Here is a 25,036-nt window from a genome sequence, read left to right as displayed (position 1 = left end):
TTCATGCTCCTTCAAAATGGCTAATTTCTCTTCCACGCAGTACTCATTTATTTTGGACATGAAAAAAAACTCCCCTTGATAAACAGGTTTTATTATTTCACCTGTCTACCTAAAGGGGAGCATATCAACCTTTGGGGTGGGCTTTTACTTTCTCTTGTAGTTATTTGCGATGTATGTTAAAAGAGTTTTTATCTTACTTTTAATAAAACATGCCATCAAGTGATCCTGTTTTTTGGGGGGTCAAAGTGATCGAACGAATGGGGACCTCTTCATCGCTTGGGACTCCTTGTGTACGCTGGGAAAACGGAAACGAAAATAGGAACAATATGGAATGCAAGGGTTAGAAATTCATACTCGCAATATAGCTACTCCGCTCTGAGCTTAAAAGACTGTAAGCCCTATTCAGTTCTACTACTAGCTTCGTATTCGCGAAGGTTAGCTACGGGAATCCATTAAGATTTCATTAAGATTCGATGATGTAAATAATGTTAGGATGATTATTGACGCGTAGTTTATTTCCGTTAATCAGACGAACATAAAGGAGAATCCTAATGATATTTACTATTAATCGTACTAAATTTCTATCTGTTGCGCTTGTCTTGTTGTTGTTTCTGTCCATCTGCTCTCCTTTTAGTGCGGCGGCCGAAGTCCCGCAGACGCAGGTAAGCCAAGCGGGATCTGCTACTTCTGCTCTCATCATGAACCAGCAACGCTATTCGGATGTACCAGATACAGCATGGTACGCAGAGGCGGTTAACACTTGGGTTATGCTGGGGATTCTTAATCCGAAGCAAGGAGATAAGTTGAGTCCCCAGCTTGTTATGACACGCGGCGAGTTTGCCAGGTTTCTTGCGATCTCGCTAGAGCTGTCCCCTTCCAAAAACGCCTCAAAGTTTAAGGATATACCTGCAGATGGCGAATTAACCGGGTATGTTACTGCCCTCCATGATGAGGGGCTGGCGAAAGGTTACACAGACGGCACATTCCGCCCGAACTCAAATATTACAAGGGCTGAAGTGGCGAGTTTGATTGTTACGGCCAAAAAGTTGAAGTCAGAGCCGCAAGGCGGTAGCCAATTCCGTGATGTTCCGCAGCAAAGCTGGTACGCTGGCGCAGTAGGCGCATTGACGAAAGCGGGTATTGTGTCAGGGAAATCGAAGGATAGCTTCGCTCCGAACGCAAACATTGTGCTGGCCGAAGGGATAACTCTGCTTTATCGCTCCTTCTTCAGTCCGTCTATTATTCAGGACATTGCCGATGACGGCACAATTAAGATCGATGGCCAAATCTATCGCGCGGGCAAATCGGTACAAGGCATTTTTCAACTGTCGAACAAAGCTGCATTACACAATGCGGCGATTCAATTTACTAATACGGGGGATACGATTTCGTCTGTTGAAGGGCTCATTATCGGATACAAAGACGCATTAGCCGGAATGGCTGCACCTATCATATTTGATGCTAAAGGCAACACCGTTAACGGAAATGTAATTGTGAGCGCAAATCAGGTTGCGGTAGCTCGCTTGGAGGTTAAAGGGGATTTGAATTTGGCCCCGGCAGTTCAGTCGGATTTCTTTGCCTTCAACGTGCTCGTTCAAGGCAAAACGGTCTTCCTGAAAGATAATGGTCGTCCGAATTCACAGATCACAAATATATGGTTCGAGCATAGCGATCTCGGCCAATTATTTTTGTTTAACAGCGCTCTAGTGAAAAAGGTTGATGCCAGTGAGGACCAGACGTCCCAGCCAGGCTCCAAGTCAAAGGGAGAAGTCCGCACCCTGGGAGCGGTAGATATCTCATTTGTCTCTGAACTTTATATTTCATACTTTGACCACCCCTCCGCGGCGGACATAAGTTTTTACCTAGACAATATTAATGCCGACTTCACTATTGCGACTGCCGAGAGCTTCGCAAGTTTTCCTGAATATAGTGCTGGAAATGATTGGACTAGTACAGACCCAACTATTAGCGCAAGCTACACGGATATATTCGGAAGACAACCAGATCCGGAAGGTCTTGCATTTTGGGTAGGAGCAATTACTAGTCCATTAGGAAGCATTGGTGGAAATCACGATGCCTTAAATGTTAGTTTTGCAAACATAAATAGTTCTTTTTTTATAGCGGGGGTGGATACCGAACTCAGTCTCGATGAGTCTTCTAAGCTTGATACACTCACTCTTCACGGTGGTGTTGGCGTGGAATATGACGGTCAATTGCCAATCGGTACGCTGACTATCGATACTTTGGCTTTGAGTGCCCCTGCACTAAACGCCTTAACCTCCTTCGCCGGTTTAAGCAATATCGGAAAGGTGACAATGCCCGTCAATGCCGGACGTGTTTCCCTGAATGTGCCGGGGATTGATACGATGCAGTTAGCTGGAGGCAACACTCAGCTTGCTTTGGGTGCCAGCACTTCTATTCATAATCTAATCGTTCCACCTGAAGTAAATCCTGCATCGTTTTTTGAAAATGAGGAGGACTTCTCTGGCGTGAAGGCTATTAACGGGCAATCAACGGCACAAACACCAAGTCCGAGCCCAAGTCCGAGTCCAAGTCCGGAACCTAGCCCGAACAACCCGAACAACCCAAACGACCCAAACGGCCCGAACAATCCGAATCAGAACCTCTAAACTGACGATTGCTGTCGTGAACGGCACGGGTAACCGGGGACGAATTACAGCCGAACGATATCTAGCTGTATGCTAACCTTGAATACAGAGCACAGTGGGATGACCCCCCTCTGCTCTGTAGCAGCGTTGAAAGTCTTGGTCTAATAACAGGAAAAGGTGCAAACAAATTCGCTCCAAATGATAAGGCGACAAGGGCAGAGGCAGTAACGATTCTGTTGAAGATGATCGCTCAAGAGAGTAAATAGAGTTAAAGTAAGCATATTTGGAAATTCATATATGATTTATAGCTAATAGGGCACCCAAAGGGTACCCTATTAGACTCCCTATTTAGGACGTTGATTGTTCTCATGCTCTAAGAAGTGATATTACTCTTTATTCTGAATGAGTTTTAAAAAATAAGAGCGCGGATAGTTACTCTCTACGGGGAGTGTGGCACGTTGGTTGGATGCAGGTAAAAAGGTCAGCGTTACTACTGTTTACGCCGACCTTTTTGGTAGGTGGATTTCAAAAACCGTCTTTTCAAAAGGAACACTCGTCAAGGTAATTGATCCGTCATGGTGGGCAATGATCTCTTGCACTATGGATAGTCCTATGCCGAGTCCTTCGCCTTTTCTACTGTCATCAATACGGTAGAAACGTTCAAAAACATGCTCTTGATCCTGTAAAGAGATGCCTCGTCCTTTATCGATAACCATCATGAATAGGGTATCATCCTTTTCTGAAAGTCCCATTTCGAGATAATGGCCTTCTGATCCGTATCGTATCGCGTTATCCAACAGGTTTCGCAGCGCGCGTTCGATTAGGGAGGCATCAATCCAGGCTTGGATATCCTCATCAGCGATATTTACTTCAACAGTGAAGTTCTGTCCCTCAAGAAACATCAAGTAGTCGGCAGCAATTTTTCGCATCATTTCAGATACATTATGCACTTCGACATGAAGCTCTAAATTTCCCTCATCGTGGTGAGTAATATCTAACAATTGATCTAAAAGCTTATCGATATAACGAGAGCGCTGCAGCAAAACTTTGGCACTCGCTTGCAGCTCCTTCTCATCCTTATACAACCCAGCGCGAATCGTTTCTGCGTAGCCTAAAATCATCGTTAGTGGGGTGCGTAGATCATGAGAAAGATTAGACAGCAGTAGATTACGTCTGGTGTCAAATTGCTTGATTTGTTCGCCTTGACTCTGAATACGGCGTGCCATGGCATTATAATGCGAAGTGAGCAGGCTAATTTCATCCTTTTTCGTGTCCTCTAGTACAGTAATTTCACTTTGGAGATTAAGCTGTCCTATAGCCTGGTTAAGCTTACTAATTCGTTTATTCATGGAAGAGAAAAACCATAGAGATAGCAGATAGGGAATTAATAAAGCAACAATTAACGGTAGCATAAAAGTATACATGGCTTTAAACGTGCGCATGAAGAAGTAAATTTGCCCATTTTTCATGTCGCCGCTGGATAAGCTCATCAATAAATAATAGGGTTGCCCCTCTTGGCTAATGGAGTAAGTAAGCGTGATCGGTCCATCGCCCCCCCATAGGTTCTGAGGCATATTGAGCATTCGATTTGCAAGCTGCCCGAAATCATACGATTTCTTTTCTCCGAAGGTATCATAAACCGTCGATCCATCTGTTGAAATCCACTCATAACGAATATTAGGGTGGTTGCTATGAGCATCATCCAGTATTGGCTTTATGTCTTCGATATGGAAAGATTGACGCGTAGCCATTTTTTCAAGGACTTCTTGCGAGATGTCGTTCAGGGCTTTCAGATTATATCCCCGGTCTCCTATTTTGCCCATAATGAGGCTAAGTGAAGAAAACAGAAGAATACTAATGATTACACTAATGAGCATAAGCAGCCAAAGCTTTGTTCTACTTTTCATTGACCATCACCTGAGAATCTGTAACCGATCCCACGTATGGTGTGAAGGTAATGAGGCGAGTCCTCTGTAGATTCAAGAATGCTTCGCAGTTTGCTTATAAAAACACTTAAATTGTTATCATCAAAGTTCTCATGATTCCATACCTGCTTGTAAATTTCCCTTTTGGTTAAAACGCGGTCTGGATTTTGCATGAACATTTCTAAAAGTCGGCACTCTACCGGAGTTACAGAAAATGATATTCCATCATTTCGAAAAAGATAATTATCTATATCCAGGACTAATTTATTTAAACGTAGAATCTTAGCAGGATAAGAAGAATGAGGGCGATGTCTTCTTAACTGTGCTTGCACGCGAGCAACTAATTCCACTGGGCTAAAAGGCTTTGTGACATAATCATCTGCACCTAATCCGAGCGTCAGGATTTTGTCTTGCACTTCTCGTCTTGCACTAAGCGCAATTACTAACGGTTTAGCATTTGTTTCTCGCAAATATTGCAGCACCTCGAACCCGTTGCCATCATCCATCATGAGGTCCAGTATTAATAATTCGACCGTATATTTCTGTAACAATTGAATAGCTTGTCGTCCTGAATGGGCTTCAATGACTTGCAGTTCTGCTTGTTCTAAGTGCATTCGAATTAACTGACGAATTTCGGGTTCATCATCTACAATTAAAATGTTTATAATGGTGAATTATTCCTCCCTCATAAGTGACATGCAACCACTCATAATCGTGATCAAATCATAACAATAATAAATAGAGAAATATATACTTTATAACATTCATTAAGAATTCATTAAGATAGTGGCAGAGGGAATTCTCAAGGGATATCCCGATTGGACAACGCGTTTACAGCAAATGGTAAGCCGATCAGAAATGGCGGTGATGGTTTCAAGAGCAATGAGGTGGGAGGCCAACAGTGAGGAGATGATGTGCGAATACCAGCCAGGGCTAAGTCGTATATCGCAGCAACCCATAAGAATGGACTTCTAAGAGGGCGAAGTGGAAATAAGTTTGTCCCGGATGAACCGACAACAAGAGCCGAAGCAGCCGTCTTATTTCAGAGATTTCCTTTTTAAATTTCGCTCTATAGTTGATAAGGTGAGCCTTACCATAAATGACGGCGAATTCGTGATAGGGTGAGTCGTTAAGGCGTCGATTCTTTACTGATCGTTCTCAATATGCTATATTGATAACGGGGGGAAAAGAAATGGCGAGAAGCAAGGAATTTGAAGAGAGTACAGTATTGGATAAAGCGATGAGACTCTTCTGGCAACAGGGCTACGAGAAGACGTCCATGACCGATCTGGTCGAGCACATGGGAATCCATCGAAGAAGTTTGTATGACACATTTGGCGATAAACATCAGCTGTTTTTAAAAGCGATGGATCGTTTTAGCGAGAAAATCAATGCTGAGCTTGCATCTGGAATTAAACGTTCCAAGACTGCAAAGGAAGCTCTTCAATTTATATTCGGCTTCATGATTGATGGACAAGCAGACTCGCCTTCCGGCTGTTTAATGGTGAATTCCGCAGTAGAATTGGCAGTACGCGATGCCGAGGTTGATGCCAAGCTCACTCAAGCATTTGCAAGTGCAGAGCAGCAACTCAAGGAAATTATTCTCTGGGGGCAGCGGGAAGGCGAATTCACCACGGATTACGAGGCCGGAGAATTGGCGGAATACCTGCATAATGTATGGGTTGGTTTAAGGGCAATGGCAAGAATGTCGGTTGCCAAAGAAAAACTTCACCGTATCACACATACATCTATGAAACTATTAGAGAGGTGATAGCTTTTTTTTGATTAAACTAGAATGATCGTTCCCAAAAGCGTACCGAAACTAAAAAGGAGGAACCAGTCAATGTTTAAACAAGAAAAGATGAGAGTTATGGTATTGGACAAATACGGGAAATTCCCGCTCAGATCAACTGAAATTCCAATGCCCGCAGTAGGCGATCACGATGTGCTGGTGGAAATCCATGCGGCCAGCGTGAACCCTCTCGATCTTCTGGTGAGAGACGGTAAAATACGCATCCTGCAGAAAATCGATATGCCTCATGTATTAGGATATGATTTTGCAGGCGTGGTCATTCAAGCGGGACGGAAGGCTAGAAAGTTCAAGGTCGGCGATGAAGTATACGGACGACCAAGCAAGGGCGGAGCCTTCGCTGAATATATCTCCGTGAATGAAGACGATATCGCGCTCAAGCCTCGCAACCTTACCTTTGAGGAAGCGGCGTCCATTCCATTGGTCGGGCTTACCTCCTATCAAGTATTGCATGAAAAATTGAAACTAAAGGCCGGACAGAAGGTATTGATACAAGCTGGTTCCGGCGGAGTCGGTACTTTTGCTATCCAACTTGCCAAAGCGATGGGACTTTATGTCGCAACAACGGCAAGCGAAGCTGGAGCCAAATTGGTCGAGTCGCTTGGAGCCGATCGAATCATTAATTACAAAACAGAGCAATTCGATACGCTGTTACAAGGTTATGATGCCGTTTTCGATACTAAAGGCGGAGAGACTTTAGAGAAAGCCTTTAAAGTTGTCAAAAAGCAAGGTCAAATCTTATCCGTCGTAGGGCCGCCCAATGCGCGCTTCGGAGAAGAGGAGAGGGCTGGCTTCGTCAAAACGAATCTATTTCGATTGGTAGCCCGTAAGATCACAAAATTAGAGAAAAAATTCAATGTCAAATACAGCTTTTTGTTCATGAAACCGAGCGGCAGACAACTGGAGATACTTTCCGAATTGATTGAATCAGAGAAAATAAAGCCTGTTATTGATCGTATAATTTCTTTGGAAGACGCTCAAAAGGCGTTGGAGTACTCCGAATCGGGCAGAGCAAAAGGGAAAATCATATTAAGAATAAAGTAATCGCATTCTGATATAACCAAAAATAAACGATAAAAGGAGCACATGAAAATGAATATTTCTCAACAAGTTGCATTTGTCACTGGCGCGAACCGAGGTTTTGGTCGCCATCTTGCCCTTGAACTTCTATCCAGGGGGGCTAAGGTGTATGCCGGAGCAAGAAATCCGCAGTCCATTGACATTCCCGGTGCAATTCCTGTAAAGCTTGATATTACGAACCCTCAAGAGGTAGCGGCAGCTGCTATGGCCGCTCAAGATGTTACGCTTCTGATCAACAATGCAGGCTCGGCTACAGGAGCTACTTTGCTTGACGGTGATCTCGATCAAATTCAGTTGGAATTTAATACGCACTTCTTTGGCACATTATCCATGATTCGCAATTTCGCACCTATTCTTATTAATAATGGTGGAGGATCCATACTGAATATCCTTTCCGCATTATCATGGTTCAGTAGTGGGGGGAGTGAAGGCGCTTATTCGGCTGCAAAGGCGGCCGAGTGGGCAATGACGAACGAGTTGCGATTAAGTCTGTACCCTAAAAATGTGAGAGTAGCTGGCTTGCATGTGGGCTTTATGAATACGGACATGACGTCAGGCGTTGAAGCTCCGAAGTCCAACCCTGCTGATATTGCAAAAATTGCAATTGATGGAATAGAGTCCGATAGCTTTGAAATTCTTGCTGATGAACTGAGCCGTCAACTCCAGCGTACTCTCGCTGGCGGTGTTTCTGCTATTTACCCACAGCTTAAATGATGAGCAAAACTGTACTAATTACCGGAGCGTCGGGCGGAATTGGCAAAGAGCTGGCGGATCGTTTCGCCAAAAACGGATACGACTTGGTGCTGGTCGCACGCAGCAAGGACAAGCTCGTGGATCTCGCGAGGGAATATCGGGAAAAGTACCGTATCCAAACGACATACATCGCCAAAGATGTTGCGTTGCCTGGCGTGGCGGAGGAAATCTACTGGGAGCTTAAAGAAAAAGGGATCACCGTCGACTTTCTTGTTAATAATGCAGGCTTCGGCTTGTACGGGGAATTCTTGGAGACACAGCTGGAGCAAGAGGCGAATATGATCGACATCAATATCAAGGCTCTGACTGTAATGACGAAGGTGTTCTTACCGGATATGGTCAAAAGGCACCAAGGGGGCGTGCTGAATGTGGCTTCGTTGGTGGCTTTTTTTCCTGGACCACTAATGGCAGTTTACTACGCGACAAAAGCGTACGTGCTATCGTTCACCGAGGCTTTGGAGAATGAGCTGCGCGGCACAGGCGTGACTGTGTCCGCACTCTGCCCGGGAGCGACAGCGACTGGCTTTGTCGATCGTGCTGGGCTAGCCACCTCAAAGCTGTTTAGAAGCGGCGTCATGGAAGTTGGGCAGGTGGCTGACATAGGATATCGCGAATTCTTGCGGGGCAAGACTTTAATCATAACAGGGGGGCGCAACAAATTCATGGCGTTCTTACCGCGGTTGCTGCCTCGCAAGTTCATGACAAATGCGGTCAGATCCGCACAGGCTAAAGTGGAGCGATAGTCGAAAGAAACATTGGAGTTAATAAAATAAACTCAATTCAAAGAGGGGTTTTTAACAATGGAAAAACTGTGGAGCAGAACGAAAATTGGCAACCTGGAATTACCTCATCGGTTAGCGATGGCACCAATGACACGTAGTAGAGCGCAAGAGGATGGTACGCCGGGAGAGCTAACTCCCCATTATTATGCTCAAAGAGCATCGATGGGTTTAATTATTACTGAAGGCACACAACCTTCTGATGATGGTCAAGGTTACTTAAGGTCACCGGGCATCTATACGGAAAACCATATTGAAGGTTGGAAAAAGGTTACGGATGCGGTACATGAAGCTGGTGGATTTATATTTATCCAATTAATGCATGTCGGTCGGGTTTCGCACCCCGACAATACACCACATCATCGTCAACCCGTTGCACCATCTGCGATCGCACCCGGTGTAGAAATGTTTACGGCTAAAGGGATGCAGGAAATACCCGTTCCAAGAGAGTTAAGTGAAGAAGATATCCAGACGACAATTGCAGACTTCCGGAAAGCAGCAGCGGCAGCTATTAAAGCAGGAGCTGACGGCGTTGAAATTCATGGAGCAAATGGTTATCTGATTAATCAATTTATTGGTGAGAGTTCTAATACACGATCGGATAAATACGGTGGATCGATAGAGAACCGTGCTCGCTTTGCAATTGAAGTAACGAAAGCAATTGTTGAAGAAATTGGAGCAGAACGAACAGGCTTCCGTATTTCGCCGGGAACACCTCTTAACGGAATTGATGAGGGCGAACACGGTCCTGAAGTTTATCTTCATCTTGTAAAAGAATTAGCTGAATATAATTTAGCTTACCTCCATGTTATGCATTTAGGGAACGAAACACTTCTCCGTGAAATTCGCAACATCTGGCCAAATCCATTATTAGTCAATAGAGCTGGACGGGCTCTAGAAAATCTTAGTGTAGATATTGATAATGGCCTTGCTGATATGGCGCCAGTCGGGGTATGGTCATTAGCTAACCCGGACTTAGTTGAACGTCTTAAAGAAGGCTTTCCTTTGAATGAAGCAGATCGTACAACATTGTACTCTGGTAACGGAAGCGAGGGCTATACGGATTATCCTACGATGAAAGAAATAAAATCTCTAGAAGGGTAACCATAGCTCATAGTGTAATAAATCAAGTTTTCACAAATATTTTGGAACAAGATGGCGACGGTCCTCAACCAGCGTCACCTTGTTCTATTTCAACTTTTGGGGCCTTAAAATTCGCCGTTAGACCCGTTACGGAGAACCGTACCATAATTGAAGCAATTTTTTGGGGGAGAAAGAATCAAACGTTAATCCCCAGATAAAGGAAATGTAACCGAAGGGTTCAACCTCGCTGTATTCAGGGGTTGGGCCTTTTTTAACTGGCAGGGTAGCCTGGGAATGGCGAGAAACGCTACGGGTGCCGCATACACCAGGGTAGCGCAATTGCCTGATTTCTGGATTTTAGAAAAATTTTCGAATTGCTTTCGAGGGACTTTAGACTCCTCCTTTAGAATAAGGTTGTAGGCAAGAGAGAGAGACCATACAACCTTAAAGGAGCGAGTGGGAAATGAAAAAGAAAAACAAAATCATCATGATCTGCGCGGCGTTGGCTGCAATGACGGTATTTACGGCGACGGCTTTCGCGTATTCTCCGAATACGGAAGGTTACGATGCGTTCAAAGCGGTGCTTAAAGCGAATCATACGTCGGGGGCCGCAATCGAAAGCGCGACGGTCAACGGAAACTTCAGCGTTACGGTTGACGGCAAGACGGTGCTGAAGGCGGACGGCTCGGCGAAGATGGGAGAAGCAGGCAGCGGGCAAAACGTCAGCGGCGACCTCGACTTTACGCTCATGGGTATCGAACGAAACGCCAGCCTGTACAGCAATGGCGACGACAAAGTCTATCTTGTAGACCGGACGCATGATCTGCATTATCAGGTGATCAACTTGAACGATGAACACACCGGCGAATATCGTGATTGGTCGGATGAGGAGGACTTCCAGGATCGCCCGATGAACAAAGCGGAAGAAGCGCTCCTCGATTTCATGGTCGGCGACTTGAAGGACAACTTCAGCGTGTCGAACCAGGCGGACGGATCGAAGACGATTACGGTCGACATCAGCAAGGAGGACATTCCGCTCCCGTTACGTTTACTAATGGACGCTGCATCGGCCGAGGACAGGATCAGGCACGCCCATACGCCGGAAGCGCATGCGGAGTGGGGGCAACTTAAACAGCTTCCTTTCTTCCAAGGACTTGAGGGAATCGACCTGGAGGCGCAATTGCCGGAGTTGACGGAAGACATTGCAATTGAACATGTACGTCTGCAAATGACGGTCGATGCGAATAACGAGGTGCAAGCCGTGCAAGGTGAGCTTGAAGTGAGCGGCAAAGATGAAGCGGGTGTCTCCCACCGCGTGAAGATGGAAGGCGCAGGCGACTTTAGCGGCATCAATGCCACGACGCCGGATGCGTATGACCCTGCCGGCAAGTCCGTCGAAATGCTCGACGCGGCAATGTTCGACGACCGCAGCTAAAACAATTGACTTCGGGAGGACCATGCAAATGTTCGAAGTGAACGATCTGACGAAGGTCTACCCCGGCGGTCGCGGCATCCAAGGGTTGAACCTCACCGTGCATTCCGGTGAGGTTGTCGCCTTATTGGGACCGAACGGCGCTGGGAAGACGACGGCGCTGCAGGCGATGGCTGGCTGGATCGGGACAGACCGAGGGGAAGCGTGCTGGAACAACGCCTCCGTCGCCGACCGGCCCGATTTGACGAGGCCGCACATGGGCTTGATGATCGGAGAGCCGTCTCCGTACCTCTATCTCACGGGATATGACTATCTGAGATGCTACCATAAGCTATACCCGGGTGTCGATGAAGCACGCATCCGGCAGACGCTGGAGCTCGTAGGCATGATGAAGCACCGAGACCTGAAGATCAAGAATTACTCCACCGGCATGAAGCAGCGGATCGAACTTGCTAGCGTGCTGCTCCACCGGCCGAAGCTGCTGCTGCTCGATGAGCCATTCTCGGGCATGGACATCGAGGGTAGACGGGAGATCGCTTTGATGCTGCGCGGCCTCGTGGCCGACACGGGGATGAGCGTTATCGTGTCGTCGCATCAGGTGCACGACATTGAGGACTGGATCACGCATGCTTGCATTATTTATGAGGGGCGGCATGTCCATACGGCGGGCATCGTGCAGATCCGGGAGTCGTTTGCAGGCGTGGAGGGTTATTATTTGCATCATCTCGCACAGGAAAGGAGCGGGGCCGAATGATCACGCAGATGAATTACCTCACCGCAGAGGAGCTGCGCAAGCTGTTCCGCGGAAGCAAGCTGAAGGTTCTGCTACTTCTCTCCTTCATCATTGGTGTTCTCTTCGTCTTTATCGGCGACCGACTTGGACTGGACGATAACCTCTCGCTGACGGCAATCGAGCTGCTGCTCGCGGTCGTGCTTCCTTTTTTCATGGGGGCGCTCGGCAGTGACCTTATGGTTGGTGAATACAAGGGGATGATCAAGCATGCGCTGAAGCTGCCGGTCAGCCGAGAGTTTCTCTTCATGGGGAAATTGTTCGCGGGCTTAACGGCCGGTACTTTGATCATATTGTGTATGTTCGTGCCGACATTCATTGGAGGCTTAATTCTTCACGGCGTGCCTGCGCCGTCCTCGCTTTGGGCGAGTGTAGCGGAGCTTGGCGGTGCGATCCTGTTCAGCGGTTTGTTGCTCGTACTGGCGAACAGCGTGTCCCTATGGGTGGGGAGCAGCGGTGTCGGGCTGGTGGTGAGTGTCGTGCTGTGGATGGCGATGAGCGTCGTCGGATTTTTCGAGCCGCAGCTGAATCGATTCTTCGTCACGAACTATGCAGATTGGCTGCAACCGCTCCTGTACGGGGGGGATGTCACTATGACAGTTTCGACGTTGCTATTTATGACAGCCTACTATATCATTGGCACTATATTGGGCTTGCTGGCCTTCCAAAGGAAAGAGATCTGACTTATGTCCATTCGATTGAAACTCATTTTAGCGTATTTATTTGGCACTTTACTGACGGCGATTATCGTTGCGATGACCGGAATCGGACTCGTCACGGCGATTCTTTCGTATCTCGCAAGCGGTATCGTGAAGGATCAGTCCCCGCATGAAGCGTTCTCTCGGAGCATCGATCTGTTCGTGGACCTGCGCTATGCGGAGCGGTACACGCCGGAGGATCTGACGTCCCCCGCGTTTGCAGCCTCCATTGGCGATCGGTTGCAGCCGTTCGGGGGCTTCCTTGTCGTCCGGCAAGGAGAGAGCTGGGAAAGCTACGGCGCGCTCAGCGAAGGAGAAGCGTTCCTGAGGCAGCTGCGGCAGGATGTGTCCACGATTGGGCCGAACGCAGACGACATGTTCGTCGTGAGCGCGTGGGAGGAACGCGACTTGCTTTCGGTAGGGTACGACTTCCCTGAGATCGACAGTCCTCTAACGTATTACCTGGTCGCCGATATGACGGATGCAGGGAGCAAGACAAACCGATTCGAGTTATTCGTGCTTCTCGGCATTGCGATTCTAATCGGTATCATTCTGGTCCCGCTTCTCTGGATCACGACGAGGGATATCGTAAGGCCGCTGCGACAGCTCGAACAGGGCTCCCGGCGCATTGCGGAAGGGGATTTGAACTTCCGTCTGGAATCCAAGGTGCGCAACGAAGTGGGAAGCGTGATCCGCTCGTATGAGAAGATGCGCAGCGAGCTGCAACGATCGATCGACACTCAGCTAGCGTTGGAGGAGAACCGCAAGGAGCTGATCTCGAATATTTCGCATGATCTGAAGACGCCGCTGACCTCGATCAAGGGTTATGTGGAGGGGATTCGGGTAGGCATCGCGAACGATCCGGAGAAGCTGAAGAAGTATATCGACGTGATTTATGCGAAGACGCTCGATATGGACCGGATGATCGACGATCTGTTCCTATTGTCGAAGCTGGATCTCGAACAGGAGCGTTTCCACCTGGAGACGGTGCCGCTGGAGTCGTTCTATCGGCAGACGATGAGTGAACTGCAAATGGAGTACGAGAGCGCGGGCGTGCGGCTGACGAGCGAATATGAGGCGGGGCAAAATGATGTTGTGACGATGGATGTCCAGAAGATGAGGCGCGTCATGCTGAACATCGTCGGCAATTCGGTGAAATTCATGGACAAGAAGGAGCCCCATATCCATGTTTACTTCGGGCGGCAGTCGGAGGATTGGGTATTCGCGGTTACGGATAACGGACCCGGGATGGGACCGGACGAACTGGAACGGATCTTCGATCGTTTCTATCGGGGGGATGCGTTCCGGAATCAGAACGTGGCCGGCTCCGGGTTAGGCCTTGCCATCGTCAAGCAGATTATTGCGAATCATGGCGGAACGATCTATGCGAGAAGCGAACCGGGACAGTTCATGACGGTGATGATTAGCATTCCGATAAAGCGGGATAGCAATGATGCGAGGAGAGCGTGAGATGTCGAAGCGGAAAGTGTTAATCGTTGAGGACGATCAAGCGATCGCTGAGCTGGAGCGGGACTTTCTCGAGGTACACGGCTATGAGGTGACCCTTCGGGCAGACGGACGGCAAGCGCTTGAGGAGGCGCTGGAGCAAGAATACGATCTGATCATTCTGGACGTCATGCTGCCGGGCATGGACGGCTTTGATCTATTACGACGGATCCGGGAGACAAAGTTTATTCCGGTGCTGATGGTGTCCGCCCGCAAGGAGGATATCGACAAGATCCGAGGCCTCGGCTTAGGGGCGGATGATTATGTGACGAAGCCGTTCAGCCCAACGGAGCTCGTGGCGCGGGTGAAGGCGCATCTCGAACGATATGACCGATTGACCGGTGTCGCAACAGGCACCGGTCACTTGCATGCCCAGAAGCCGCGTGAGCTGAACATTCGCGAACTAACGATCCAGGTCGATGCAAGACGGGTGACGCTGCGCGGGGCGGAGGTTACGATGACAGCAAAAGAATTCGACCTGCTGCTGTTCCTCGCGGAAAACCCGGATCGGGTATATTCCAAGGAGGTGCTGCTGGATAGGGTCTGGGGGATCGAGAACTATGGCGATACCGCCACGGTCACGGTCCATGTGGGGAAGATCCGGGACAAGATCCAGAAGGACCCGTTACAACACCAGTTTATCGAGACCGTATGGGGCGCGGGGTATCGCTTCAAGGTGTAAATGCGCAAGCAGTCCCTCCCTATAATTCCGGGCACTGCTTCTTTTTGCGTTTAGTTGGGTACGGTGAGCCTTATCATAAGTGACGGCGAAATGAATCAAGCCTTTTACAATGGTATGCAATTATTCTTATAACGAAATGAAGTTATTGATATATCACGCCAAGGACATATTATGAAAGAGTGCTTTAATAAAGGAGTTGTGTCAAATAAATAAGAATAAAAGTACAGAAATGAAATGCTCTTCAAAAGCAGAAAACATTCTATCACAGATCAATAGTAAAACTAAGCTAGGCGACTTACGAAAGATCGCGAAGGACATTAAAAAAGATCACGAACTAGCTATGGAACTTTGGTCAACCGAAGAGTTTTTGCCCAGACTATTAGCAAGCTTAATTATGGATAAAAAACTTCTTTCACAAGAAGTGCTAAATAAGCTTGATAAGGATATGCAGATTCACACTTTTGATGAGCGAAATAACGTAATGGATTGGTTAATGGCAAATCAGCTCACCAAAGACAAGAAGACAATTGCTTTGATGGAGTCATGGGAAAATAGCCCTTCTGCTCTTCAAAGGCGAGCTTTCTGGTATTATCAAGCGCGATTGAGATGGACGGGACAAACACCGCCTGATAACACCGCAGACTTACTATCTAAATTAGAAGCTAATATTACGCAGGAAGAACCGGAAGTGCAATGGGCTATGAATTTCACCGCAGGCTGGATAGGCGTTTATGATGAAAAGAATCGTGCACGTTGTATGAAACTTGGGGAGAAAACGGGTCTTTATAAAGATGAAATGGTATCAAAGGGCTGTACTCCTAATTATTTGCCGGAGTTCATTGCGATTGAAGTTAACAAACGAAATAATAACTAGTTACCCCTGAACAAAGGATCTGAAAGAAAGCTTCCAGATCCTTTTTGCTAGTGGTTGCTCAAATCCCGCTTAATCGCGCGACCACTCCTGCCGCAGCGAGAACATCTCCCTCAGCGCATCCGTCGAGAGCTCGGTAATCCAACTCTCCGAGCTGGAGATCACGTTGTCGCTTAGCTGCTGCTTGTTCTCCAGCATCTCGTCGATGCGTTCCTCAAGCGTGCCGAGCGAAATGAATTTATGCACCTGCACGTCGCGTGTCTGGCCCATCCGGTAGGCCCGGTCGGTCGCCTGGTTCTCGACGGCCGGGTTCCACCAGCGGTCGAAGTGGAAGACGTGGTTCGCCGCGGTCAAATTAAGCCCGACGCCTCCCGCCTTGAGGGAGAGGATAAACACGTTGGGCTGATCGGATGCCGGCAGGTCATGCGACTGGAACCGCTCCACCATCCGGTCGCGTTGCGTCTTCGGCGTGCTGCCATTCAGGTACAGCACGGGTTCGCCCAGCTCGCGCTGGAGGACATCCTGAATCATTTTGCCCATGCCAATGTATTGCGTGAAGATGAGGCAGCGCTCGTCCGCCTCGCGCAGCTCCTTGACCATCGCCAGCAGCCTCTCGAGCTTGGAGGAGCGGGCGACGATCGCTTCCGTCTGCAGAGGGCCATCCTCCAGCTCCGTTCCCGTATCCTCATCCAGTAGAGCCGGATGGTTACATGCCTGCTTGAGACGTGTCAGCGCTCCGAGAATCGCGCCTTTGCGCTGGATGCCGTCGAGCTTCTTCAGCTTCTCGAGCAGCTCCTTGACGCAATTGTCGTACAAGGCAGCTTGCTCGGAGGTAAGCGGAACATACGTCTTCATCTCGTTTTTGTCCGGCAGGTCGAGCTGGATGGCGGGATCCTTCTTTTTGCGCCGCAGCATGAACGGTTTTACTAGCCGCTTTAGCTCAGCCGTGCGACGACCGTCCTGTTCGCGCTCGATCGGGGTAGCGAAGCGGTCCTGAAACGCCTTGGCGGAGCCAAGGTAAGTGGGCACGGTAAAATCGTAGATCGACCATAGCTCCGCCAGCCGATTCTCGATCGGCGTTCCGGTGAGCGCAATGCGATGGAGCGCGGGAAAGCTCTTGACCGCCGCGGCCTGCCTGGTCCCGGCGTTTTTGATATTCTGTGCTTCGTCCAAACAGACGGCTCCCCATTGGAAAGCGGCCAGCGTTTCCTGGTCGAGCGAGGCGGTAGCAAAGGAGGTCAGCACGACGTCAACGCTGCGCGCCTCGTTCCGGAACGCGTCGCCGCTCTTACGCCTGGAGCCATAATGCATGGCCACTTGCAGCGATGGGGCGAAGCGGGAAATCTCCTTCTGCCAGTTGCCGAGTACCGACGTGGGGCAGACGATCAGCGAAGGGAGCCGCATGCCCTCATCCGTCTGCTCTTTGGCGTAAAGCAGGTAGGCAATCAACTGGACTGTCTTGCCGAGGCCCATGTCGTCCGCGAGACAGGCACCGAGTCCGAAGCGGCGGAGAAAAGCCAGCCAGGCGAATCCATCCTGTTGGTAGCTGCGCAGCTCGGCACGCAGACCGGCCGGCGGATCGAGCCGAGGCCATTCGCTCTGTTGATTAATCTTGGCGAACAGCCCGGTCAAATGCGCGCCCAGTTCGACTTCAAGCTGGACGCGGGCGGCATCGGCCCCGAAAGTCTCCGTGCTGGCGTCCGTCGCCCCGCCATCCGCGTCGCCGTCCGCCTCGCCCTGCGAGAGCAGATGCAATTGCAGCACATCCTGGAAGCTTAATCCCTGGCTCTTGTCCATGCCTTCCATCATGCGGCGGATCTGGGCGATCAATGCCGGGTCGAGCACGATCCAGCGGTCCCGGAACTTCACGAGACGCTCCCCTCGCGCGAGCAACTCGTCGAACTCCTCCTCGTTCAGGTCGGCGTCGCCGATGGAGATGCGCCAGTTGAAGCTCATAATTGCATCCAGACCAAACAAAGACTTGCCGCCGCCCCGTTTCCTGGATTCGTCCTCCGACTGCACCGCCGCGCGCAGCCGCGGCTTCTTGCGGCTTGCAGCTTCCCACCATGCGGGCAGCAGGACCTGCCAGCCGGCTTCGAGCAGCCGGCGGCTGTCCTCGTTCAGGAACCGCCAGGCCGCCTCGTCGTCAAGCGGCTTGCCGAGCACGTCCTCGCCGCGCGACAGCCGATCGTGCGGAAGACTAACCCGCAGCCGTTGCAGCCAACCGTCCGAGCGGCTCCGAATAGCTTCCGCCCATGCGTCGGGCCACTTGCCTGCCGCCGAGCCGTCGTCGCCGAGCCGCACTCTTCGGAGCTTAGCCGGATCGCTCTTGTCCTGCAGCACGAGCCGCAGCCGCCAGCGGGAGTGCTCGTCGCCCTCCCACGGCTCCATTAGCTGCAGCAGGGGGCGGAACGGTGCGACATCCGCTTTCCAGCCGATCTGCACAAGCCAGGTCTCGTCGTCGAGTCCCGCCGTAGCGGCCGCCGCGTTCTCGCGCGCGAACAGAGCCGGGAATTCCCGTCGCAGATCCGCCTCGTCCGGCTCCGTACCGTAGAAGGGGCTCGTTACGGCCGCTGAGAAGGCCGCCATTAGCCCGTCGCGCGCCTCAACGCTCCAGCTGCCGCGCTCCAGGTCCAGTTCGTCGCGACGCGCCTGTCCGAAGGTCGCGCAGACCGCAGCCGCATCCCAGCTCCAGCGCAGGGAGCCTCTGCGGTAAGCCGCAAGGTCGGGCGCATACAGCCCTTTCTCCAGGCACTCGCCCAAGAGCGGCGCTAATGCGGCCAAGCGCGCGGCATCGTCTTCCCACTTCCACTTGATATGCTCCAGGTGCGGTCCCGAGGCGAAGAAGGCAATGACATCTTCGGCGGGCAGAACGACGGCCTCGAGCTCCCCGACTTTGACGAGCTCCAGCTCGGTGCCATAGAAGGACGGTTCGTGCCAGGCGAACAGGCGATGCTTCAGCTGGGGTCCGGTCCACTCCCGCAGCGAATCCGGGTCCGCGAAGAACAACGCGTCGCCATGCGACGTCAGCACCATTCGAACCGCGATGGTATCCAGGTTATAAGTAGTAGTCTTCGTCATGGAATTAGTCCTCCCCTCCGCAGCTCTTCCTGGAGGGCTCGCAACCGGCTATACCGGCTGGCGAATGTCTCAATGTACGACTCCCACCGCTGCTCGCGCTTCAGCTTCTTGTACAGCTTGGCCAGCCGTTTGAGCAGCTTGACGGCCCGCTTATAGCCGTCGCGGTTTTTTAACAACACGTATTTCTCCACGCCTTGGTGGTAAAAAGGCAGCAGCGCATCCGGCGCCTCCTTCTCGATGGGCTGCAGATCCTTGGCTCGAAAGCCGAACGGATCGCTGCCGTGGCTAAGCTGATAGTCAATCCACTGCCGGAAGCGGCCATAGCGCATCAGTTTCTCCTCGTACAAGCTGCTGCAGTAGGGAGGCAGGCTCGCAATCACGCTCCACATTCGTTCCTCGGCCTCCGGTAGTCGCCGGGCGACGGCATCCCAATAGTGGCCATATTCACCAAGGCTGCCGGGGCTGCGCCCAACTTGCTCGTTCGCGCAATGGCTTAGCCAGGCTTCAAGCCGGGTCCATTCGTCATTCTCCTCCAGCTGGCGCAGGAAACGAAATACCTGCCCGGGCTCGAGCCCATGCCGCTCTGCAGCATCCAGCAGCCGCCAAGCCTCTTGATCCTCCCCCAGCCAGAAGCGCATCCAGGCGAGGGCGACGAGCGGGAAGAGCTTATTTTCCTTGCCGGATCCCTCGGCCAAATGCGCCAGCTCCTCCTTGACGAGACGAGAGCTGTCCGCAGCGGAGGATACCAGGATCAGCCACAGCTCCACGTAGATATCCAGATAGGCTGGAGGGGACCATGCATTCGCGGTTGCCGTATCACGAATATATGCAGCCGTCTCCAGTAGTCGCCCCTGTTGCTTGACTGCGATCTCCGGCGGCAAGTCGTTATGGAGTTGACTCTCGATGGCATGTAGCGTATCGGATGCCGCCATCTGGGCGAAGTAACCCAAGTGGCGACCGGTCGATTGCTTGCGGAGCAAGAACAGGCCGACGTTCAGCTCGAACAGCCAGGCTTCCTCGGTTGTGAACTCCGACATGAAGGGGCGCACCATGGAGCGGACCTCGGTGCCATAATTTATTTCGTACGGGGTGTTCGCCGTTTTCCGGGCGCAGCTGGCGATCAGATCCTGCCACTGGACAACGCTCAGCCCGATCGGTGAATTCGAATTCTTTTTTGTCATGATGGCAGTTATTCCTTTCTTGAGCTTGGCCGCTCGTAAATTCGTTCCTTCATTATAACGATAAATGGTCAAGACGGCATACAGCCTATAGACCATTGATCTAGGACCCAATAAAATAGGATTGAAGTTGGTTGTAAACAGTGTTACTCTAACAGCGGTAAACTCATAACCTAAGGTTTGCAATACATCCAATAATAGTCACCATTTTAGCTATCAAGAAAGGTAACACTATGATAAAAGTCGATAACTTATCCTTCTCGTTTCCGCAAAAAGAACTATATACCAACATTTCATTTACGTTAGAAGAAGCACAGCATTGCGCTTTTATCGGAACAAGCGGCAGTGGGAAAAGTACGTTAATAGATATACTGATGGACCCGGAAAGATATCTTTATGATGGAAAATTAGAGATGGACCCCGATTGCACGATTGGTTATGTAAGTCAGTTCTCAGAACTAGACAATGCAAAAGAAACAACTGTTTTTGAATATATAGGAGAACCATTTATTAAGCTTCAAAATGAAATTCAATCGATTTGCACGGAAATGGAAACCTCAACAGATATAGAACCGTTACTGGAAAAGTATCAATTCGCTTTAGACGCATTGGATGCTATTGGCGGGGATGATTTTGAAAGCAACATTCATAAGCAGCTAAATGTAGCAAACCTTATGAAGCGAAGAGATAGTAAGGTAGCCGACCTGAGCGGCGGGGAATTCAAACTTATTCAAGTGATGAAGGAAATGCTTAATCGTCCCGACTTCATGATTATGGACGAGCCCGATGTGTTTCTAGACTTCGAAAACCTAAATGCGCTTAAAAAACTAATTAACTCGTACAAAGGCATACTGCTGGTTGTAACGCACAACCGATATCTATTGAATCATTGTTTCAACAAAATTATTCACCTTGAAAATAGGGAGATCCAGGAGTTTGATGGGCGATATATCGAGTATAACTTCTCCTTACTTCAGACAAAAATTGAGCTGCAAGAAATCGCAGTCGCTGAACAAGAAGAGATGGAGAGAAACGATACGATCATCAACAATCTTAGAGTTATCGCAACTTATAATTCAGACGCTTCAAGAGGGAGAGCGTTAAAAGCAAGAGTCAGATTTCAAGAAAGACTGGAAGCGCGTAGAATTAAAGCGCCATTCGTTGAAATTAAACAACCGAATATCCGTTTTGGTATGGATAATGAAGTGGAAGACACTATTGTTGTAAGTGTCCATAATTATAGTGCTGGCTTTGATGAGCTGCTGCTAGACCATGTTAACTTTGAGATAAAATCTACGGATAAAGTAGCGATTATCGGTGCAAATGGTACTGGGAAAACGACTTTACTTCGAGATGTTTTCAAAAATAATCATGCTTCCATTGAAATCAATGCTGATGTTAAAGTGGCTTATTTATCTCAGTTTCAAGGTGAAATGCTACAGGACGCTAATACAATACTAGAAGAATTCATCGATGCAGGGTTTACAACTTACGATGAGATCGGATTGTATCTTTCAAACTACGGCTTTGAAGGAGAAACCCTTAGTCAAAAGATAGAATCTCTATCTGGCGGAGAAAAAAATTTGCTTCAATTGGCTAAGGTTTCTGCCAGTAAAGCAAACGTATTGCTTCTTGATGAACCGACAAGCCATTTAGATACCTATTCACAACTAGCTCTGGAGAAAGCCATTGAAGAATTTAAAGGTGCGATTCTCATGATTTCTCATGATTTCTATTCTGTTGTAAATGGAATGGATTATGTTTTAATTATTGACGATAAGACGATTAGAAAAATGACTTTGCCGAATTTTAGAGGGATGATTTATGATAGTCATTTTGATAAAGACTATTTGGAAACGGAACAAAAGAAAAAGTCAGTTGAAATGAAAATAGAATTGGCTCTAAAAAATACTGATTTTGAACTTGCAAAAGGATTGGTAGATGAGCTGGAAGAGCTGATTCAATTGCTTTAAATGACAACCCTCGAAGTGAAGCCAGTTCAGCAATAAAACATGATGATGGTAGAACAATATCAACGTAGTAACCCAAACAAACCACTCCATTCCCGGAAGTGGTTTGTTTGAATTCTCCTTTGCACTAATCATGTATTCCATGCGACGCAGGACGTTGCCGCCATCTTCCCCCAATGATAGGCAATTTGATGATACAATAACGGGACAAGATTACGGCGAGTAGGGAGGGATGCGCATGGAAAATAATCCGAGTCGAAACAAAGAGAATTCTCTTTCTAATTCCGAAGATATGCAAGAACATGAGAATGACCACCCGGATGCAGACGAGGAGTGGGACTTTGAGTCGGAAGAGGAGGAGGACGACGGGGGTTCATCAGCCAGCCGACGGAAGTGGATCAGAAATACGATCATATTCCTGCTCGTGGCCGCTCTAGCCGTAAATATAGTGGCCTTCTTGCCGCAAATCTACAACATGAAGACGCTCCCCCTCTTGTTTAAGTCGAAGGAATTATCCAGCCAAGCTGAAATCCAAGGCTATAAAGAAGCGGTTGTTACAGTCAGCACGGATAATGGCAAGGGCACCGGATTTCACATTAACGGCGGTTATATTGTGACCAACTATCACGTCATCGAAGATAACGGCTATATTGTAGTGAAATTCCCGGAGCAAAGTCAGATTTATAAAGCGGAGCTGTCGGTCAGCGATCCCGATCTGGATATCGCCATACTGAAGGCGGACATCGGGGATCAACGGCTGCCGTTTATTGAAGTCGAGCGAGACAACAAGCAGTGGGAGCCTGATGAACAAATCTACGTGATTGGCAATCCGCTTCATTTCACGCAAATCGCCATCGAAGGCACTATTATCGGCTTGGTCCCGATCCAAGGCCGCCAGACGTCGGTCATGGCTCTTGATGCGCCGATCTATAACGGCAATAGCGGCTCTCCCGTTATGAACAAGCGTGGCAAAGCCATTGCCGTTGTATTCGCCACTGCCGATGTCGGGCATCAAGACCAAATGATAGAGGCTGGTTTGGCCGTACCGATTGCCGACATGGAGACCCTGCTGCGAACTTTGCTGCCGCCAGTAGAATAAAAACATTTATATTTTCGACATCATGCTAAAGTAAGGGTGATAGCCATGAGCGTAATACGTTTGGAGAACGTTACGAAGAAGTATGAAGAGTCCATGATTTTTCGCGATATTTATTTTCGAGTTATGCAAGGGGAACGTATCGGCCTGATCGGACGAAACGGTGCCGGCAAGTCGACGGTATTTAAGCTCATCATGGGCAAGGAAGAGCCGACTTCCGGCAGAGTAGAAATAAATCCCCAGTTGAAAATCGGATACTTCTCTCAATTTTCGGAATTGAGCGGAAGCTTGTCCGTTCAGCAAGAACTGGAAATGTGCTTCGAGCAGGTTGCCCTTATCGAACGAGAGCTACAAGAGGTAGGAGATAAGCTGGGTTTGGTTACAGACGATAACGAAATGGAGAGGCTGCTAGCGAGGCAGGCGGAGTTATTCGAGCAAATGGAACATCTCGATGGCTGGAACGTGTCTGTCGAGATTAATACAGTGCTCACGAAGCTAGGGTTCAACGACAGATCTCGCAATCAGCCGATCGATGAGCTGTCCGGGGGATGGCGTAACCGTGCGGCGCTCGCGAAGTTACTAATCGAGCTGCCCGATGTCGTTCTGCTCGACGAGCCTACGAATTACTTGGATATGGAAGGCATTGCATGGCTGGAGCAGTGGCTGTACCGATTCAAGGGAGCCATGATTCTGGTGTCGCATGACCGGCAATTCATCGACAAGGTCGTCACGCGTATAATCGAGATCGAGAATTATCATTTTCAGGAATACGAAGGCAACTACACCGATTACGTCCGTAAGAAGAAGATGCGCAAGAAGGAGCTGGACCGTCAGTTCGAATGGGAGGAAGAGCTGCTGCTCATGGAGTCCGAGGCGATCGACGACCGCGCGAGCAGGAAATCCGCTTCCAAGGACCGTCTCTCGCGGAAGCTGGCGGATAACAAGAAGCGGATCGAGCCGCATCCCGTTAATGTACTGATTACCGATATTTACGAGAGGCTGCGTTTCCCGGACAAGCTTTGCGAAGTGAAGAAGATTGGGCAGACCTACGAGGGCAGGCAGATCTTCGAGAACGTTAGCTTCGATATTCAGAAGGAAGATCGCTTGGTCATCGCGGGGCCGAACGGAAGCGGGAAGTCCACGCTCGTCAAGACGCTTACCGGGGCGGAGAAGCCGGAGACAGGAGAGGTTATCTGGGAGAAGGGCGTTAGCTACGCCTACTTCAACCGGATGTGGGAGGAGCTTGATCCCAAGGATACCGTTAGCCATGCGGTGAATACGTATGGATTGGGACTGGACGCCCCGCGCAAAAAGGTGGCCAAATTTCTATCGATGCTGCAATTCTCGGAGGCGGATCTGAGCAAGGTGATCGGCAATCTGTCCGGCGGACAGAAGGCTCGGGTGGCGTTGGCCAAGTGTCTTCTATCGGGCGCGGCGGTTATCATCCTGGACGAGCCTACCAACCATCTGGATCTCATGAGTATTCAGGTCATGGAGCAAGCTCTAATTCATTTTCCCGGCGCCGTCATAACGGTAAGCCACGATCGCTTCTTCATCGATAAGATAGGGACGAAAATGCTGACCTTCGATCCGGTAACAGGAGTGACCGAACAAAGCTTATAAGGGAACATGGTTCTCTTGGGTACCTCACAGCGTACATGTTACAAAGTAAGGGCACCCAATGGGGTGCCTT

21 protein-coding genes and 2 pseudogenes are annotated in these 25,036 nt (G+C 49.4%); 17 read left to right on the top strand and 6 right to left on the bottom strand.

Features of this window, described 5'->3' with window-relative positions; all coding sequences use genetic code 11:
• Positions 1–551: 551 nt before the first annotated feature.
• Both D3P07_RS20080 and D3P07_RS27940 read left to right on the top strand, forming a co-directional pair.
• The gene (locus tag D3P07_RS20080; RefSeq protein WP_119802024.1) at positions 552–2,630 is read left to right on the top strand and encodes an S-layer homology domain-containing protein; all 2,079 of its coding nucleotides are present in this window, start codon (positions 552–554) and stop codon (positions 2,628–2,630) included.
• A 65-nt stretch (positions 2,631–2,695) separates the two neighbouring features.
• Entirely contained in the window at positions 2,696–2,875 is a 180-nt protein-coding gene (locus D3P07_RS27940) for an S-layer homology domain-containing protein (RefSeq protein WP_119802055.1), read from the top strand.
• A gap of 231 nt (positions 2,876–3,106) precedes the next feature.
• Here the strand turns inward: D3P07_RS27940 and D3P07_RS20070 are convergent, their stop codons facing one another.
• From D3P07_RS20070 to D3P07_RS28035, 4 genes and pseudogenes are all read right to left on the bottom strand, one after another.
• Positions 3,107–4,516, bottom strand: a complete 1,410-nt coding sequence (locus D3P07_RS20070; protein WP_119802023.1) for a sensor histidine kinase — start codon at positions 4,514–4,516, stop codon at positions 3,107–3,109.
• The gene (locus D3P07_RS28045) at positions 4,513–4,866 is read right to left on the bottom strand and encodes a winged helix-turn-helix domain-containing protein (protein WP_483870199.1); all 354 of its coding nucleotides are present in this window, start codon (positions 4,864–4,866) and stop codon (positions 4,513–4,515) included. The genes D3P07_RS20070 and D3P07_RS28045 overlap by 4 nt, the downstream gene beginning before the upstream one ends.
• Positions 4,839–4,944, bottom strand: a pseudogene (locus tag D3P07_RS28040) (DNA-binding response regulator); the annotation flags it as partial. The gene D3P07_RS28045 and the pseudogene D3P07_RS28040, both read right to left, overlap by 28 nt.
• Positions 4,921–5,148, bottom strand: a pseudogene (locus D3P07_RS28035) (response regulator); the annotation flags it as partial. The pseudogenes D3P07_RS28035 and D3P07_RS28040, both read right to left, overlap by 24 nt.
• Before the next feature lie 300 nt (positions 5,149–5,448).
• On the opposite strand from D3P07_RS28035, the gene D3P07_RS27935 reads away from it, so the two are divergent.
• The 12 genes from D3P07_RS27935 to D3P07_RS20005 all read left to right on the top strand — a co-directional run bounded on the left by D3P07_RS27935 (position 5,449) and on the right by D3P07_RS20005 (position 16,021).
• Positions 5,449–5,595, top strand: a complete 147-nt coding sequence (locus D3P07_RS27935; RefSeq protein ID WP_119802021.1) for an S-layer homology domain-containing protein — start codon at positions 5,449–5,451, stop codon at positions 5,593–5,595.
• Positions 5,596–5,726: 131 nt separating this feature from the next.
• On the top strand, positions 5,727–6,305 hold the full coding sequence (locus D3P07_RS20055; RefSeq protein WP_119802020.1) for a TetR/AcrR family transcriptional regulator: 579 nt from the start codon (positions 5,727–5,729) through the stop codon (positions 6,303–6,305).
• A 90-nt stretch (positions 6,306–6,395) separates the two neighbouring features.
• Positions 6,396–7,388 (top strand): NADP-dependent oxidoreductase, encoded by a 993-nt coding sequence (locus D3P07_RS20050; RefSeq protein ID WP_119802054.1) that lies wholly within the window; start codon positions 6,396–6,398, stop codon positions 7,386–7,388.
• 48 nt (positions 7,389–7,436) lie between these two features.
• Entirely contained in the window at positions 7,437–8,138 is a 702-nt protein-coding gene (locus D3P07_RS20045; RefSeq protein ID WP_119802019.1) for an SDR family oxidoreductase, read from the top strand.
• Positions 8,135–8,920 carry an SDR family NAD(P)-dependent oxidoreductase gene (locus D3P07_RS20040; protein WP_119802018.1) on the top strand — a complete coding sequence of 262 codons (786 nt, stop codon included), beginning with the start codon at positions 8,135–8,137 and terminating at the stop codon, positions 8,918–8,920. Before D3P07_RS20045 ends, D3P07_RS20040 begins: the two co-directional genes overlap by 4 nt.
• 57 nt (positions 8,921–8,977) lie before the next feature.
• A complete protein-coding gene (locus tag D3P07_RS20035; RefSeq protein WP_119802017.1) occupies positions 8,978–10,060 on the top strand; it encodes an alkene reductase in 1,083 nt (360 codons plus the stop codon).
• Between the two features lie 442 nt (positions 10,061–10,502).
• The gene (locus D3P07_RS20030) at positions 10,503–11,474 is read left to right on the top strand and encodes a hypothetical protein (RefSeq protein ID WP_119802016.1); all 972 of its coding nucleotides are present in this window, start codon (positions 10,503–10,505) and stop codon (positions 11,472–11,474) included.
• A gap of 28 nt (positions 11,475–11,502) precedes the next feature.
• Positions 11,503–12,225, top strand: a complete 723-nt coding sequence (locus D3P07_RS20025; protein ID WP_182914421.1) for an ABC transporter ATP-binding protein — start codon at positions 11,503–11,505, stop codon at positions 12,223–12,225.
• Complete coding sequence (locus D3P07_RS20020) at positions 12,222–12,944, top strand: ABC transporter permease (protein ID WP_119802014.1); 723 nt, start codon at positions 12,222–12,224, stop codon at positions 12,942–12,944. Before D3P07_RS20025 ends, D3P07_RS20020 begins: the two co-directional genes overlap by 4 nt.
• A gap of 3 nt (positions 12,945–12,947) precedes the next feature.
• Entirely contained in the window at positions 12,948–14,429 is a 1,482-nt protein-coding gene (locus D3P07_RS20015) for a sensor histidine kinase (protein ID WP_119802013.1), read from the top strand.
• Position 14,430: 1 nt separating this feature from the next.
• On the top strand, positions 14,431–15,147 hold the full coding sequence (locus D3P07_RS20010; RefSeq protein WP_119802012.1) for a response regulator transcription factor: 717 nt from the start codon (positions 14,431–14,433) through the stop codon (positions 15,145–15,147).
• A gap of 205 nt (positions 15,148–15,352) precedes the next feature.
• Positions 15,353–16,021 carry a DNA alkylation repair protein gene (locus D3P07_RS20005; RefSeq protein WP_119802053.1) on the top strand — a complete coding sequence of 223 codons (669 nt, stop codon included), beginning with the start codon at positions 15,353–15,355 and terminating at the stop codon, positions 16,019–16,021.
• A 69-nt stretch (positions 16,022–16,090) separates the two neighbouring features.
• On the opposite strand, the gene D3P07_RS20000 is transcribed toward D3P07_RS20005, so the two are convergent.
• Both D3P07_RS20000 and D3P07_RS19995 read right to left on the bottom strand, forming a co-directional pair.
• Positions 16,091–19,099 carry a DEAD/DEAH box helicase gene (locus tag D3P07_RS20000; protein ID WP_119802011.1) on the bottom strand — a complete coding sequence of 1,003 codons (3,009 nt, stop codon included), beginning with the start codon at positions 19,097–19,099 and terminating at the stop codon, positions 16,091–16,093.
• Positions 19,096–20,280, bottom strand: coding sequence for a hypothetical protein (locus D3P07_RS19995; protein ID WP_119802052.1), 1,185 nt, complete (start codon positions 20,278–20,280; stop codon positions 19,096–19,098). The genes D3P07_RS20000 and D3P07_RS19995 overlap by 4 nt, the downstream gene beginning before the upstream one ends.
• A 230-nt stretch (positions 20,281–20,510) precedes the next feature.
• Between D3P07_RS19995 and D3P07_RS19990 the strand changes: the two genes are divergently transcribed.
• From D3P07_RS19990 to D3P07_RS19980, 3 genes are all read left to right on the top strand, one after another.
• The gene (locus D3P07_RS19990; RefSeq protein ID WP_119802010.1) at positions 20,511–22,250 is read left to right on the top strand and encodes an ABC-F family ATP-binding cassette domain-containing protein; all 1,740 of its coding nucleotides are present in this window, start codon (positions 20,511–20,513) and stop codon (positions 22,248–22,250) included.
• 235 nt (positions 22,251–22,485) lie between these two features.
• A complete protein-coding gene (locus D3P07_RS19985) occupies positions 22,486–23,346 on the top strand; it encodes a S1 family peptidase (RefSeq protein ID WP_119802009.1) in 861 nt (286 codons plus the stop codon).
• A gap of 45 nt (positions 23,347–23,391) precedes the next feature.
• On the top strand, positions 23,392–24,966 hold the full coding sequence (locus D3P07_RS19980) for an ABC-F family ATP-binding cassette domain-containing protein (protein ID WP_119802008.1): 1,575 nt from the start codon (positions 23,392–23,394) through the stop codon (positions 24,964–24,966).
• The last annotated feature ends 70 nt before the right edge of the window (positions 24,967–25,036 follow it).

Source organism: Paenibacillus sp. 1011MAR3C5 (assembly GCF_003591485.1).
Classification (GTDB): Bacteria; Bacillota; Bacilli; order Paenibacillales; family Paenibacillaceae; genus Pristimantibacillus.
Note: the sequence above shows the minus strand (reverse complement) of the source record. Positions and strands in the feature narration are given on the sequence as shown.

Coding starts and splice junctions, on each gene's coding strand:
- D3P07_RS20050 (WP_119802054.1), top strand. CDS start 6,396: ATGAGAGTTATGGTATTGGACAAATACGGGAAATTCCCGCTCAGATCA.
- D3P07_RS19985 (WP_119802009.1), top strand. CDS start 22,486: ATGGAAAATAATCCGAGTCGAAACAAAGAGAATTCTCTTTCTAATTCC.
- D3P07_RS20030 (WP_119802016.1), top strand. CDS start 10,503: ATGAAAAAGAAAAACAAAATCATCATGATCTGCGCGGCGTTGGCTGCA.
- D3P07_RS20040 (WP_119802018.1), top strand. CDS start 8,135: ATGATGAGCAAAACTGTACTAATTACCGGAGCGTCGGGCGGAATTGGC.
- D3P07_RS20015 (WP_119802013.1), top strand. CDS start 12,948: ATGTCCATTCGATTGAAACTCATTTTAGCGTATTTATTTGGCACTTTA.
- D3P07_RS19995 (WP_119802052.1), bottom strand. CDS start 20,280: ATGACAAAAAAGAATTCGAATTCACCGATCGGGCTGAGCGTTGTCCAG.
- D3P07_RS19980 (WP_119802008.1), top strand. CDS start 23,392: ATGAGCGTAATACGTTTGGAGAACGTTACGAAGAAGTATGAAGAGTCC.
- D3P07_RS20080 (WP_119802024.1), top strand. CDS start 552: ATGATATTTACTATTAATCGTACTAAATTTCTATCTGTTGCGCTTGTC.
- D3P07_RS20000 (WP_119802011.1), bottom strand. CDS start 19,099: ATGACGAAGACTACTACTTATAACCTGGATACCATCGCGGTTCGAATG.
- D3P07_RS20025 (WP_182914421.1), top strand. CDS start 11,503: ATGTTCGAAGTGAACGATCTGACGAAGGTCTACCCCGGCGGTCGCGGC.
- D3P07_RS20010 (WP_119802012.1), top strand. CDS start 14,431: ATGTCGAAGCGGAAAGTGTTAATCGTTGAGGACGATCAAGCGATCGCT.
- D3P07_RS20035 (WP_119802017.1), top strand. CDS start 8,978: ATGGAAAAACTGTGGAGCAGAACGAAAATTGGCAACCTGGAATTACCT.
- D3P07_RS20045 (WP_119802019.1), top strand. CDS start 7,437: ATGAATATTTCTCAACAAGTTGCATTTGTCACTGGCGCGAACCGAGGT.
- D3P07_RS19990 (WP_119802010.1), top strand. CDS start 20,511: ATGATAAAAGTCGATAACTTATCCTTCTCGTTTCCGCAAAAAGAACTA.
- D3P07_RS20055 (WP_119802020.1), top strand. CDS start 5,727: ATGGCGAGAAGCAAGGAATTTGAAGAGAGTACAGTATTGGATAAAGCG.
- D3P07_RS20070 (WP_119802023.1), bottom strand. CDS start 4,516: ATGAAAAGTAGAACAAAGCTTTGGCTGCTTATGCTCATTAGTGTAATC.
- D3P07_RS20020 (WP_119802014.1), top strand. CDS start 12,222: ATGATCACGCAGATGAATTACCTCACCGCAGAGGAGCTGCGCAAGCTG.